This window comes from Pseudorhodoferax sp. Leaf274 (assembly GCF_001422445.1).
In the GTDB taxonomy this organism is placed as follows: domain Bacteria; phylum Pseudomonadota; class Gammaproteobacteria; order Burkholderiales; family Burkholderiaceae_C; genus Pseudorhodoferax.
The window spans coordinates 558,504-571,629 of record NZ_LMNA01000001.1 but is presented as its reverse complement, the minus strand read 5'-3'; the positions used below and the strand labels follow the sequence as shown (position 1 = coordinate 571,629).

14 protein-coding genes and 1 riboswitch are annotated in these 13,126 nt (G+C 68.8%); of the genes, 11 read left to right on the top strand and 3 right to left on the bottom strand.

The window, feature by feature from the left end; translation table 11 throughout:
* Window positions 1–3 precede the first annotated feature (3 nt).
* The 4 genes from yidC to ASF44_RS02555 all read left to right on the top strand — a co-directional run bounded on the left by yidC (window position 4) and on the right by ASF44_RS02555 (window position 4,043).
* A complete protein-coding gene (yidC, locus tag ASF44_RS02570; RefSeq protein ID WP_056897580.1) occupies window positions 4–1,734 on the top strand; it encodes a membrane protein insertase YidC in 1,731 nt (576 codons plus the stop codon).
* 65 nt (window positions 1,735–1,799) lie between these two features.
* Window positions 1,800–3,161 carry a tRNA uridine-5-carboxymethylaminomethyl(34) synthesis GTPase MnmE gene (gene mnmE, locus ASF44_RS02565; RefSeq protein WP_056897579.1) on the top strand — a complete coding sequence of 454 codons (1,362 nt, stop codon included), beginning with the start codon at window positions 1,800–1,802 and terminating at the stop codon, window positions 3,159–3,161.
* A 23-nt stretch (window positions 3,162–3,184) separates the two neighbouring features.
* A complete protein-coding gene (locus ASF44_RS02560; RefSeq protein WP_056897578.1) occupies window positions 3,185–3,673 on the top strand; it encodes a Crp/Fnr family transcriptional regulator in 489 nt (162 codons plus the stop codon).
* 7 nt (window positions 3,674–3,680) lie between these two features.
* Entirely contained in the window at window positions 3,681–4,043 is a 363-nt protein-coding gene (locus tag ASF44_RS02555) for a hypothetical protein (protein ID WP_162243777.1), read from the top strand.
* On the opposite strand, the gene ASF44_RS02550 is transcribed toward ASF44_RS02555, so the two are convergent.
* A complete protein-coding gene (locus ASF44_RS02550; protein WP_056897576.1) occupies window positions 4,044–6,029 on the bottom strand; it encodes a monovalent cation:proton antiporter family protein in 1,986 nt (661 codons plus the stop codon). It lies immediately after the preceding gene.
* An 85-nt stretch (window positions 6,030–6,114) separates the two neighbouring features.
* Between ASF44_RS02550 and ASF44_RS02545 the strand changes: the two genes are divergently transcribed.
* The 4 genes from ASF44_RS02545 to ASF44_RS02530 are packed head-to-tail and all read left to right on the top strand — an operon-like array spanning window position 6,115 to window position 9,090.
* Window positions 6,115–7,113: an SIS domain-containing protein gene (locus ASF44_RS02545; protein ID WP_056897575.1), complete on the top strand. Its 999-nt coding sequence runs from the start codon at window positions 6,115–6,117 to the stop codon at window positions 7,111–7,113.
* A complete protein-coding gene (locus ASF44_RS02540; protein ID WP_056897574.1) occupies window positions 7,113–7,688 on the top strand; it encodes an HAD family hydrolase in 576 nt (191 codons plus the stop codon). Before ASF44_RS02545 ends, ASF44_RS02540 begins: the two co-directional genes overlap by 1 nt.
* A 2-nt stretch (window positions 7,689–7,690) precedes the next feature.
* Window positions 7,691–8,305 (top strand): LPS export ABC transporter periplasmic protein LptC, encoded by a 615-nt coding sequence (lptC, locus tag ASF44_RS02535; RefSeq protein WP_056897573.1) that lies wholly within the window; start codon window positions 7,691–7,693, stop codon window positions 8,303–8,305.
* A 2-nt stretch (window positions 8,306–8,307) separates the two neighbouring features.
* The gene (locus tag ASF44_RS02530; protein WP_056897572.1) at window positions 8,308–9,090 is read left to right on the top strand and encodes an SDR family oxidoreductase; all 783 of its coding nucleotides are present in this window, start codon (window positions 8,308–8,310) and stop codon (window positions 9,088–9,090) included.
* Between the two features lie 66 nt (window positions 9,091–9,156).
* Here ASF44_RS02530 and ASF44_RS02525 read toward each other — a convergent pair whose 3' ends face one another.
* The gene (locus ASF44_RS02525; RefSeq protein WP_056897571.1) at window positions 9,157–9,669 is read right to left on the bottom strand and encodes an RNA-binding protein; all 513 of its coding nucleotides are present in this window, start codon (window positions 9,667–9,669) and stop codon (window positions 9,157–9,159) included.
* 215 nt (window positions 9,670–9,884) lie between these two features.
* The gene (locus tag ASF44_RS02520) at window positions 9,885–10,184 is read right to left on the bottom strand and encodes an RNA-binding protein (RefSeq protein WP_056897570.1); all 300 of its coding nucleotides are present in this window, start codon (window positions 10,182–10,184) and stop codon (window positions 9,885–9,887) included.
* 204 nt (window positions 10,185–10,388) lie between these two features.
* Window positions 10,389–10,583: riboswitch (yybP-ykoY riboswitch) on the top strand.
* Between the two features lie 43 nt (window positions 10,584–10,626).
* Here ASF44_RS02520 and ASF44_RS02515 point away from each other — a divergent pair.
* The 3 genes from ASF44_RS02515 (at window position 10,627) to metW (ending at window position 13,093) form a co-directional block, all read left to right on the top strand.
* Window positions 10,627–11,190: a TMEM165/GDT1 family protein gene (locus ASF44_RS02515; RefSeq protein WP_056897569.1), complete on the top strand. Its 564-nt coding sequence runs from the start codon at window positions 10,627–10,629 to the stop codon at window positions 11,188–11,190.
* A 134-nt stretch (window positions 11,191–11,324) separates the two neighbouring features.
* Window positions 11,325–12,512 (top strand): homoserine O-acetyltransferase, encoded by a 1,188-nt coding sequence (locus ASF44_RS02510; protein WP_056897568.1) that lies wholly within the window; start codon window positions 11,325–11,327, stop codon window positions 12,510–12,512.
* Complete coding sequence (gene metW / locus ASF44_RS02505) at window positions 12,509–13,093, top strand: methionine biosynthesis protein MetW (RefSeq protein ID WP_056897567.1); 585 nt, start codon at window positions 12,509–12,511, stop codon at window positions 13,091–13,093. The genes ASF44_RS02510 and metW overlap by 4 nt, the downstream gene beginning before the upstream one ends.
* Window positions 13,094–13,126: the final 33 nt, after the last annotated feature.

Sequence of the window (13,126 nt, the reverse complement as noted above, 5' to 3'; positions counted from 1 at the left end):
TCCATGAACGATATCCGCCGAACCATCCTGTGGGTGATCCTTGGTTTCTCCCTGGTGATGCTGTGGGACAAGTGGCAGATCCACAACGGTCGCCAGGCCACATTCTTCCCCACGCCCACGGCCACCGCACCGGCCGCCTCAGCACCCGGCGGCGCGGCCTCGGCCACGGCGGCTGCGTCCGAGACCGCAACCGCCAGCGCGGTGCCCACGGCCGTCGCCACCGCGGCACCGGCGGGCGCCGGCCAGGTGCCGGCCACGCCCGGTACGCCCGCCGCGCCGGCCGCCGCGCGTGAACGCGTGGAGGTCAGCACCGACGTGCTCAAGCTCAGCTTCGACACGGCCGGCGGCTCGCTGGTGCGCGCGGAGTTGCTCAAGAACGTCGACCTGCACGACCCCAGCCGCCACTTCGTGCTGCTGGACGAGAGTGCCGAGCGTGTCTACCTGGCCCAGACCGGCCTGATCGGCGCGGCCGGCCTGCCCAACCACACCACGGTGATGACGGCCGTGCCCGGCCCGCGCCAGCTGGCCGACGGCAGCAACACGCTGGAAGTGCGCTTCGAGTCGCCCGAGAGCGGTGGCGTGAAGCTGGTCAAGACCTACACGTTGACCCGCGGCTCGTATGCCATCGGCGTCAAGCACGAGGTCGTCAACGCGGGCAGCGCGCCCATCACGCCGCAGCTGTACCTGCAGCTGGTGCGCGACGGCAACAAGCTGGCCGGCGAATCGAGCTTCTATTCCACCTTCACGGGCCCTGCGGTCTACACCGAGGCCAAGAAGTACCAGAAGGTCGAGTTCAAGGACATCGAGAAGAACGACGCCAAGTTCGAGAAGCAGGCCACCAACGGCTACGTGGCCATGGTGCAGCACTACTTCGCGAGCGCCTGGCTGCTGGGCGACGGCATCCAGCGCGACATCTTCGCGCGCAAGGTCTCCAACAACCTGTACGCGGTGGGCATGATCAGCACGCTGCCGGCCGTGGCGCCGGGCAGCAGCCTAGCGGCCGAGTCGCGCCTGTTCGTCGGCCCGCAGGAAGAGAAGATGCTGGAGGCGCTGGCGCCGGGGCTGGAGCTGGTCAAGGACTACGGCTGGCTGACCATCCTGGCCAAGCCGCTGTACTGGTTGCTGGACAAGCTGCACAGCGTGATCCAGAACTGGGGCTGGTCCATCGTCGCCCTGGTGGTGCTGCTGAAGATCATGTTCTATTGGCTCAACGCCAAGGCCTACGCGAGCATGGCCAAGATGAAGGCGGTCAACCCGCGCATCCAGGAGATGCGCGAGCGCCTGAAGGACAAGCCGCAGGAAATGCAGCAGGCCATGATGAAGATGTACAAGGAGGAGAAGATCAATCCGCTGGGTGGCTGCCTGCCCATCATGATCCAGATCCCCGTGTTCATCGCGCTGTACTGGGTGCTGCTGTCCAGCGTGGAGATGCGCGGCGCGCCCTGGGTGGGCTGGATCAAGGACCTCTCGGCACCCGACCCGTGGTACCTGCTGCCCGTGATCATGACCATGACCACCATGCTGCAGACCGCGCTGAACCCGGCCCCGCCGGACCCGATGCAGGCCAAGCTGATGTGGTTCATGCCGCTGGCGTTCTCGGTGATGTTCTTCTTCTTCCCGTCCGGCCTGGTGCTGTACTGGATCACGAACAACATCCTGTCCATCGTGCAGCAGTGGATCATCAACACCCGCATGGGCGTGCCGCCGCAGTTCAACCTGCCGAAGTTCCGGTAAGCCGGCAGATGAAGTCCGCCAAGGGCCGCGCAAGCGGCCCTTGTCTTTTGTACATTCCAGACCCCATGACCGCCTCGCCCCGCGACCCCATCGTTGCCATCGCCACCGCACCCGGCCGTGGCGCGGTCGGCATCGTGCGTGCCTCGGGCCGCGACCTGGCGCCGCTGGTGGCCGCCGTGTGCGGCCGGGTGCTGAAAGCGCGCGAGGCCACGTACCTGCCGTTCCGCGACGCCGATGGCCGCGCCATCGACCAGGGCCTGGCGCTGCACTTCCCTGCGCCGCACAGCTACACCGGCGAAGAGGTACTGGAACTGCAGGCCCATGGCGGCCCGGTGGTCATGCAGCTGCTGCTGGCGCGCTGCCTGCAGGCCGGTGCCGGCATCGGTTTGCGCGCGGCCGAGCCCGGCGAGTTCACGCAGCGCGCCTTCCTCAACGACAAGCTCGACCTGGCCCAGGCCGAGGCCGTGGCCGACCTCATCGACGCCAGCACCGAGGCCGCCGCGCGCAGCGCCAGCCGCTCGCTGGCGGGCGAGTTCTCCGGGCAGATCGACGCGCTGCGCGAGCGCCTGATCCACCTGCGCATGCTGGTCGAGGCGACGCTGGACTTTCCCGAGGAAGACATCGACTTCCTGCGCAAGGCCGATGCCCAGGGCCAGCTCGCTGGCCTGCAGCAGCAGCTCAAGGCCGTGCTGGCGCGCACGCGACAGGGCGCGCTGCTGCGCGAGGGCATCACGGTGGTGATCGCGGGCCAACCGAACGCCGGCAAGTCCTCGCTGCTCAACGCGCTGGCCGGTGCCGAGCTGGCCATCGTCACGCCGATCGCCGGCACCACGCGCGACAAGGTCGAGCAGGCGATCCAGATCGAGGGCGTGCCCCTGCATGTGGTGGACACCGCAGGCCTGCGCGACAGCGACGACCCGGTCGAGCGCATCGGCATCGAGCGCGCCTGGAGCGCCATCGAGAAAGCCGATGCCGTTCTGTTCCTGCACGACCTGCTGCGCCGGGATGATCCGGCCGCGCAGCAGGCCGACGCCGAGATCGCGCGGCGCCTGCCCGTCGGCGTGCCCGTGCTGCAGGTCTGGAACAAGCGCGACGCCGCCGGCGAAGGCGCCTTGCCCGAGGGACTGCACCTGTCCGCCAAGACCGGCGACGGCCTGGCCGCGCTGCGCGCTGCGCTGCTGCAGGTCGCGGGCTGGCAGTCGCTGCCGGAGGGTGTCTACCTGGCACGCGCGCGTCACGTGCAGGCGCTGGGCCGTGTGCAGGAACACCTCGACGCCGTGGGGATGCACCTGGCCGATGGGCGGACGCTGGACCTCATGGCCGAGGAACTGCGGCTGGCGCAAAATGCCCTGAACGAAATCACCGGCGCCTTCGGATCGGACGATCTGCTGGGCGTCATCTTCTCCCGGTTCTGCATCGGCAAGTAGCCGCAGGAGTCCGAACCCCCGCCATGAACGCCATGCCGCCCCCCGCCCGCTTCGACATCCAGGATCTGGTGCAGGCCATTTCCGCCTCGAAGGTCGACGACCAGTTGCTGCTGCAGCTGACGCCGGCCCAATGGGAGGTCCTCACGCCCTATCTGCAGCCGTTGGCGCTGGCGGCCGGGCAGGTGCTCTTCAAGCAGGGCGCGGCCGACCGCACGCTGTACTTCGTTGAGAGCGGCAACCTCAGCGTGCACTACGAGGACGAGCAGGGCGAGGTGCGGCTGGCGATCGTGAGCGCCGGTTCGGCCGTGGGCGAAGGCAGCTTCTTCTCGCGCGCGCCGCGCAGCGCCACGGTGCAGGCCGGCATGCCGGCGCGGCTGTGGAGCCTGTCGCCGCTGCGCTTCGGCGAGCTGACCCACCGCCGGCCCGAGCTGGCATTGGCCGTGGCCATGGCGGCGGGTGCCGTCGTCTCCAAGCGCATGGTGAACCGCCGACGCCGCGACGCAACGACTTGACATGACCGTGTTGGACAAAGATGCGCCCGCCGTGGCGCCGGCCGGGCTGGACCCTGCCGCCGTGCGCAAGGTGGAACGCGCGGACCGCCGTGCGCAGCTGTTCGCCGTGGTGCGCGAGGCCATGGCGCAGTGCGGCTTTCCGGCCGAGGGCTACCGCTTCAAGGTGGTGGCGCTCGACGCCGATGGCTGGCGCTACCTGGTGCTGGTCGATCTCGCACCCGCTCTGGAGGCCAGCGAGGCCGATCCGGGGCCGGTGCAGGGCCTGGTGGCGGTGGCGGCCAAGATGCGGGCCGACCTCGTCGTCGAAGGCGTCTACTGGCGGCCCGCGGCGGCCGAAACTGGCGCCGCCGCGCCGGACGCCGCAGCCTGATCAGCCGCGCAGCAACCGGGCCTCGGCCAGGGCCAGCGCTTCGGCCCGGCCGGACAGCACCACGGTGTCGCCGTCCTGCAGCACGGCCTCATCGCTGATCGGCACCGCGGCTCCGCCGAGGCGGCGCAACTGCACCACGCGTGCGCCCAGCGCATGCAGCGCCAGATGGCCCAGCGGCTTGCCGAGCGAACGCGAGGCCAGCGTGAGGGAGACCGTGGCCAGCCGTTCGTGGTCGAGCTCGTCCTGCCCGTCGTCGTCGGCGCCGTGGAAGTAGCCGCGCAACAGGTGGTAGCGCGCGTCACGCTGGTCCTGCACCAGCCGCAGCACGCGGCGCATGGGCACACCGACCAGCGCCAGCGCGTGGCTGGCCAGCATCAGCGAACCCTCGATCGCCTCGGGCACGACTTCGGTGGCGCCGGCCTGCTGCAGGCGTTCGAGGTCGCGGTCGTCCTGCGTGCGCACGATCACCGGCACCTGCGGGGCGTGCGCGCGCACATGGGCCAGCACCTTCAGCACGCCGGGCACGTCCTGGTAGGTCAGCACCACGGCGCTGGCGCGGGCCAGGCCGGCAGCCATCAGCGCCTGCAGCCGTGCGGCATCGCCGAACACCACCGAATCGCCGGCCGCGGCGGCCAGGCGCACCCGGTCCGGGTCGAGGTCCAGCGCCATGTAGGGAATGGATTCGCGCTCCAGCATGCGCGCCAGATTCTGGCCGCAGCGGCCGTAGCCGCAGATGATCACGTGCTTGTTGGCATTGATGGAGCGCCGCGCGATGCTGGTCATCTGCAGCGACTGCTGCAACCAGTCGCTGCTGACGAAGCGCGTGACGATGGTGTTGCTGTACATCACCATGAAGGGCGTGGCCAGCATCGACAGCACCATGCTGGCCAGGATGGGGTTGAGCAGCGTGGGCGGCACCAGGCCACGGTTGTTGGCCAGGGTCAGCAGCACGAAGCCGAACTCGCCCGCCTGCGCGAGGTACAGGCCCGTGCGCAGCGACACGCCGGCCGAGGCACCGAAGCCCTTGGCCAGCGCCGTGATCAGCGCCAGCTTGAACAGCACCGGCAGCGAGACCAGCAGCAACAGCAGAGGCCAGCGTTCCAGCACGATGCGCCAGTCCAGCATCATGCCGATGGTGATGAAGAACAGGCCCAGCAGCACGTCGTGGAAGGGGCGTATGTCGGTCTCCACCTGGTGCTTGAACTCGGTCTCGGAGATCAGCATGCCGGCGATGAAGGCGCCCAGCGCCAGCGACAGCCCGGCCATCTCGGTCAGCCAGGCCAGGCCCAGCGTGATGAGCAGCAGGTTCAGCACGAACAGGTCTTCGCTCTTGCGCCGCGCCACCAGCGTGAGCCACCAGCGCATCACGCGCTGCCCGCCCGTCAGCAGCAAGGTGATCAGCAGCACCGCCTTGACCATGGCCAGGCCCAGCGCGAACAGCATCTGCTCGGCCGATGCGCCCAGGGCCGGGATCAGCACCAGCAGCGGCACCACGGCCAGATCCTGGAACAGCAGCACGCCCATCACGCGCTTGCCGTGTTCGGACTCCAGCTCGATGCGGTCCGCCATGAGCTTGACCACGATGGCCGTGCTGCTCATGGCCAGTGCACCCGACAGCGCCACGGCCGTCTGCCACGGCATGCCCCACCAGCGCGGCGCCGAGGCCGCCAGCGCGAGCGACGCGCCCGTCGCGACGAGGATGGTCAGCACCACCTGCCACAGGCCCAGCCCGAACACGTGGCGGCGCATGGCGCGCAGCTTGGGCAGGTTGAATTCCAGCCCGATCACGAACATCAGGAACACCACGCCGAACTCGCCCAGGTGCTTCACGCTTTCGGAGTTCTGCGCCAATGCCAGCGCGTTCGGGCCGATCAGCACGCCCACCGTCAGGTAGCCCAGCATGGGCGGCAGCTTGAGCATGCGGAACAGCACCACGCCCAGCACTGCCGCCAACAGGTAGACCAGCGTGAGTTCGAGCGAGGACATGGTGCACGCATGCTAGCGTGTTGCCCGTGGCCGGCCCCGGGTTCAGGCCGGGGCCGCACGGGGGGCGCTCGATAGAATTCGCGCCATGACACCACCGCGCGAACGCGTCCAGCCGCTGGACACGGCACAGGTCATTGGCCTGGCGCACCAAACCTTCGACATCGAGGCCGCCGCCGTGCTGGGGCTCAAGGCCCGCGTGGGCGAGAGCTTCGTGCGCGCCGTTCAGCGCATCCTGCACCTGAGCGGCCGCGTGGTCGTGATGGGCATGGGCAAGAGCGGCCATGTGGGCCGCAAGATCGCCGCCACGCTCGCATCCACCGGCACGCCGGCGCTGTTCGTTCACCCGGGCGAGGCCAGCCACGGCGACCTGGGCATGGTGACCCCGCAGGACCTCGTGGTCGCGATCTCCAACAGCGGCGAGAGCGCCGAGCTCAACCTGATCCTGCCCGTGCTCAAGCGCCAGGGCGTGCCGCTGGTGGCCATCACCGGTGGCGCCCAATCCACATTGGCGCGCCATGCCGACGAGGTGCTCGACAGCGGCGTGGAGAAGGAAGCCTGCCCGCTCAACCTGGCCCCCACCGCCAGCAGCACGGCGCAGTTGGTGATGGGCGATGCGCTGGCGGTGGCCTTGCTGGAGCTGCGCGGCTTCAAGGCCGAAGACTTCGCGCGCTCGCACCCGGGCGGTGCCCTGGGCCGCCGGCTGTTGACCCATGTCAGCGACGTGATGCGCACCGGCGCCGAGATGCCCACCGTGGCCGTGGACACGCCGCTGGCCGAGATGATGCGCGAGATGAGCGCCAAGGGCGGCCTGGCTGCCATCGTCGACAGCGCGCTGCGCGTGCAGGGTGTGTTCACCGACGGCGACCTGCGCCGCCTGGTCGAGAAAGGCAGCGACCTGCGCGCCGTGCGCGCCGGCGACGTCATGCATGCCGGCCCGCGCACCATCCGCGCCGATGCGCTGGCGGCCGAGGCCGTCGAACTCATGGAGCAGTTCCGCATCACCGCCGTGCTCGTGGTCGACGCGGCCGGCACGCTGGTCGGCGTGGTGCACATCGGCGATCTCATGCGGGCCAAGGTGATCTGATGGCGCGCGCCCCTGTGCTGAGCCATGCCCCCGAACTGCTGCTGCGCAGCCAGGACGTGCGCGTGGCCTTCTTCGATGTCGACGGCGTGCTGACCGACGGCAGCCTGTACTTCACCGAGCTGCCACCCGGCGACGGGCGCGGCGTGGCCGAGACCGTCAAGCGCTTCCACACGCTCGACGGCATGGGCATCAAGCTGCTGCAGGCTGCCGGCATCACCCCCGCCGTGGTGACCGGGCGCGATGGCGCACCGCTGCGCGCGCGCCTCAAGGCACTGGGCGTGCTGCATGCCCGTTTCGGCACCGAAGACAAGCGCCCTGCCGCCGAGGCCATCCTGGCCGAGCTGGGCCTGGGCTGGAGCGCTGCCGCCGCCATCGGCGACGACTGGCCCGACCTGCCCATGCTCAACCGCGCCGCGCTGGCCTGCGCGCCGCCGCATGCGCATCCCGAGGTGCTGGCCGCGGCCCACTACGTGACGCGCATGGCCGGCGGCCAGGGCGCGGCGCGCGAGTTCTGCGACCTGCTGCTGATGGCGCGCGGCCGTTACGCCGAGCTGCTGGCGCCCTACCAGGCATGAAGATGCTCTCTGTGCTGCGCGATGGCTGGGAGCGCATGTCGATCTACCTGCCGCTGCTGCTCATGGCCCTGCTGGCGCTGGGCACGTACTGGCTGGTGCGCAACGCGCCCACGCTGGCGCAGCCGGTCGCGGCGCGCGTGGTCAACCACGAGCCCGATTACTTCATGCGCAATTTCTCGGTCAAGACCTTCGACGCCAACGGCCGTCTGCGCAGCGACATCCGTGGCGAACAGGCCTGGCACTACCCGGACACCGACACGCTGGAGATCCAGCAGGCCCACATCCGGTCGCTGAACGAGTTGGGCCACGTGACGGTGTCCACCGCCAAGCGTGCGCTGTCCAACGCCGACGGCTCGGAGGTGCAGCTGTTCGGCGATGCCGTGGTGGTGCGCGAGGCCGTCAAGGGCGCCGACGGCCGCATGCTGCCGCGCCTGGAACTGCGCAGCGAGTTCCTGCATGCGTACACCAACGTGGAGCGCGTGCGCTCGCACCTGCCGGTGGAACTGCTGCGCAACGGCGACCGCTTCACGGCCGACCGCATGGACTACGACAACCTGGACCGCCTGCTGCAGTTGGACGGCCGCGTGCGCGGTTCCGTCGCAGGCCGCGCACCCTGACCATGGCGGCACCGCTGGCCTTCATCACGGGCGCGTCCAGCGGCATTGGCCAGGCCCTGGCCTTGCGCTATCACCAAGCGGGCCATGCGCTGGCGCTGGTGGCGCGCCGCACGGACGAGATCGAGCGCTGGCGTGCCGCGCAGGGCCTCGATCCGGCCCGCGTCGTGGTCTATGGCGCCGACGTGGCCGAGCCCGACAGCATCATCGCGGCCGCCCGCCTCTGCCTGGAGCGCCAGGGCCTGCCCGACGTGGTGATTGCCAACGCCGGCATCAGCATCGGCGTGGACACGGCTGAGCGTGAAGACCTGGCCGTGTTCGCGCGCATCCTGGCCGTCAACAACCTCGGCATGGCGGCCACCTTCCACCCGTTCGTGCAGCCCATGCGCGCGCGGCGCAGCGGCTCCCTGGTCGGCATCGCCAGCGTCGCCGGCATCCGCGGCCTGCCGGGCCACGGTGGCTATTGCGCCAGCAAGGCGGGCGTCATTTCCTACTGCGAGAGCCTGCGCGGCGAGCTGCGCCCTCACGGTGTGAAGGTGGTGACCATCACCCCCGGCTACATCGATACCCCGCTGACGCGCCGCAACCGGTACGGCATGCCATTCCTGATGTCGGCGGAGCGCTTTGCCGACAAGGCCCATGCAGCCATCGAAGCCGGCGTGAGCTACCGCGTGATCCCATGGCAGATGGGCATCGTGGCCAAGCTCCTGCGGGGCCTGCCCAACGCCTGGTTCGACCGGCTGCTGGTCGGTCGCGCCCGCAAGCCGCGCCAGGGCGCGGACGGCTGAAGCACAAACACCCGCGCAGCAAAAAGGCTCCCGCAGGAGCCTTTCTCTGGAATCGCGGTTGAGCGATCAGTAGTTGTTGCCGCCGCGGCCACCGCCGCCGCCGCCGCCACCACGGGGGCCGGAGCCGTACGGGCTGCGGAAACCGCCGTCGCCGCCGCCGCCACCGCTGCGGCCACCGCCGCCACCACCGTAGCCGCCGCCACCGCTGCGGCCACCACCGCCGCCGCCGCCGTAACCGCCGCCACCACCACCGCCGTAGCCGCCACCACCGCCGCCGCCGTAACCGCCGCCGCCACCACCACCGTAGCCGCCGCTACGCGGGGGACGGGCTTCCATGGGACGTGCCTCGTTGACGACGCAGCTGCGGCCGCCGAGCGATTGGCCGTTCATGCCGTTGATCGCGGCTTGCGCCTCAGCGTCAGAACCCATTTCGACAAAGCCGAAACCCTTGGAGCGGCCGGTATCGCGCTCCATCATGACCTTGGCGCTGGTCACGGTGCCGAACTGGCTGAAGGATTGCTCCAGATCGCTGTCGCGAACCGAATACGGCAGGTTGCCGACGTACAGTTTGTTGCCCATTGAAGGGACTCCTCAAAAACACAAAGAAAAAGCGATGGAGTCCCGAAAACGCAATCTGCAGAACTCAAGGACGCGGAACTGGCCGACACCGCAAGCCACATGAGCGCTAGGCCCACGCTCTAACATCATATGCCGTCGGATCGGAAAGAAACACAAATCACGTGAAAATTTTCGCCGTGAAAAGGACCAATCCGTGGCGAGAACCCCGAAAGGGCTCAGTAACGGCTGCGTTCGCCGCCGAAACCACCGCTGCGCGGGGGGCGCGGCTCCAGCGGACGGGCTTCGTTGACCACCAATGCACGGCCGCCCACGCTCTGGCCATGCAGGCCTTCGATGGCCGCCTGGGCTTCCGCAGCGCTGGACATCTCGACGAAGCCGAAACCCTTGGAGCGGCCGGTGTCGCGCTCCATCATCACCTTGGCGCTGGCGATGTTGCCGTAGGCACTGAAGGCCTGGTGCATGTCGTCGTCGCGGAAGGAATAGGGCAGGTTGCCCACATACAGTCTGTTGCCCACGCAGGACTCCTTGAAATCAGATCTCGAAATAGACGCGATGGGGGAGCCGCCCGCAAACCGAACCGACCGAACACCGCAAGCTCATGCGCCGCAAAAGCGCAAGAACTTTCAATTATGCGAGGACTCGTTCGATTTGCGAACGAGTGGAAGTAGGGATAAACGCGGATACTGAAACGAGAGTGCGGGTTGCCCCGGGCTACAATGCCGCCCGTCTTGGGGGAGTAGCCAGCCTTCGCTTTGTGCGAGAGGGGTTTGCGTCAACAGACTTGTTCGTGCCGTGCCTTGGTGTGCGGTCCGACATGGCGCAAACGGACCACCAGCAGCAGCCTGCAACGGGCGATGCCTTGCCGGGGTTCAAGCGAGACCTTTGACTGCGCAGCTTCTCGTGCCGGGAAGGCTGCCTGCAGTCAATGGTGTTCGCATCCCGGCCGGAGTTCGTTTCTTGGAAGCCTTCCTCATCTCCACCGGAATCGTCGCGCTCGCCGAAATGGGCGACAAGACGCAGTTGCTGGCCCTGTTGCTGGCCGCACGTTTCCGCAAACCCTGGCCCATCGTCGCCGGCATCCTGGTCGCCACGCTGGCCAACCATGCGGCGGCCGGTGCGGTGGGCGCCTGGATCCAGACCCAGGTCAGCCCGGGCACGCTGCGCATCGTGCTCGGCGTCTCCTTCCTGGCCATGGCGGTGTGGATGCTGATTCCCGACAAGATCGACGACGACGCGGGCGAGAAGGCGCCGCGCCTGGGCGTCTTCGGCACCACGCTGGTCCTGTTCTTCCTGGCCGAGATCGGCGATAAGACGCAGATCGCCACGGTGATGCTGGCGGCGCGCTACGAGGCTGCGCTGGCCTGGGTGGTCGCGGGCACGACGCTGGGCATGATGCTGGCCAACGCGCCAGCCGTCTGGCTGGGTGAGAAGCTGACGCGGCGCGTGCCGGTGCGCGCGGTGCACCTGGTGTCGGCGGTGATCTTCGCGGTGCTGGGCATCGCAGCGCTGGTGAGCGCGTAGCTATACTGCCCACCCTGCGCCGATTTGTTCCAGATTGCGGGCGCCGGAACCACCGAGTTCCGAAGTACTGCTAAACACGGACGCCCCCAACCCGGCTTCGTTGTTAGCGCGCCGGGTTTTTTGTTTTTGCGTCCATGCCACTCATCGCGCATTCCCAGTCCATGCCGTTCGAAGCGCCGCTGCCGCTGCAGAGCGGCACGGCCATCCGCGACTACGCGCTCAGCTACGAGACCTACGGCACGCTCAACGACGACAGAAGCAACGCCGTGCTGATCTGCCACGCGCTGAACGCCTCGCACCATGTGGCAGGCGTCTACGAAGGCCAGCCCCGGTCCGAAGGCTGGTGGGACAACATGATCGGCCCGGGCAAGCCGGTGGACACCGACCGCTTCTTCGTGATCGGCGTGAACAACCTGGGATCGTGCTTCGGCTCCACCGGCCCGATGCACGTCAACCCGGACACCGGCCGTGTCTACGGCGCCGACTTCCCGGTCGTGACGGTGGAGGATTGGGTCGACGCCCAGGCCCGGCTGCTCGACGCGCTGGGCATCCGCCAGCTGGCGGCCGTCATGGGCGGCAGCCTGGGCGGCATGCAGGCCCTGTGCTGGAGCCTGCGCTACCCCGAGCGCGTGCGCCACGCCGTGGTGGTGGCCAGCGCGCCCAACCTGAACGCCGAGAACATCGCCTTCAATGAGGTGGCGCGCCGCGCCATCGTGACCGATCCCGATTTCCACGGCGGCCACTTCTACGCGCAGGGCGTGGTGCCCAAGCGCGGCCTGCGCATCGCGCGCATGATCGGCCACATCACCTACCTCAGCGACGACGTCATGAACGAGAAGTTCGGGCGCCAGCTGCGCGAGGGCATCGCCCTGAAGGGCGCGCCCGGTGGCAGCGAGCACACGCCAGCGCCGAGTGTGGGGGCCTACAGATACAGCACGCAGGACATCGAGTTCCAGATCGAGAGCTACCTGCGCTACCAGGGCGACAAGTTCAGCGAGTACTTCGACGCCAACACCTACCTGCTGATCACGCGCGCACTGGACTATTTCGACCCGGCGCGCGCCCATGGCGGCAGCCTGCAGAAGGCACTGGCGCAGACACAGGCCAGGTTCCTGCTGGTCAGCTTCACGACCGACTGGCGCTTCGCCCCGGCGCGCAGCCGCGAGATCGTGCAGGCCCTGCTCGACAACAAGCGCGCCGTCAGCTACGCGGAGATCGACGCGCCGCATGGCCACGACGCCTTCCTGCTCGACGATGCGCGCTACCTGAACGTGGTGCGCGCCTATTTCGAGCGCATCGCCGCCGAAGGGGCCGCCGCATGAGCGACCGTTCCACCATGGAGACCATCGCGCGGCTCGTGCCGCAGGGCGCCCGCGTGCTCGACCTGGGCTGCGGCGATGGCGCGCTGCTGGCGCACCTGCAGGCCACGCGTGGATGCACCGGCTACGGCATCGAGATCGCCGATGCCAACGTGCTGGCCTGCGTGCAGCGCGGTGTCGATGTGATCCAGCTCAACCTGGAAGAAGGCCTGGCGATGTTCGACGACGCCAGCTTCGACGTGGTGCTGCAGATCGACACGCTGCAGCACCTGCGCAACGCCGAGACCATGTTGCGCGAGACCGCGCGCGTGGGCCGCCGCGGCATCGTGGCGTTCCCGAACTTCGCGCACTGGCCGAACCGGCTGTCGGTGCTGCGCGGGCGCATGCCGGTCACGCGCCGGCTGCCCTACCAGTGGTACGACACGCCCAACATCCGGGTCGGCACCTTCAAGGATTTCGAGGCGCTGGCCCGCAAGAACGGGCTGAACATCGTGGACGCCTTCGGGCTGCAGGCCGGCTTGGAGATCCGCGCGTTCCCGAACGCGCGCGCGTCCACCGCGCTGTTCCACTTCGAGCGCGGCTGAGGAAAAAGGAAAAGGGCCCGCAGGCCCTTTCTT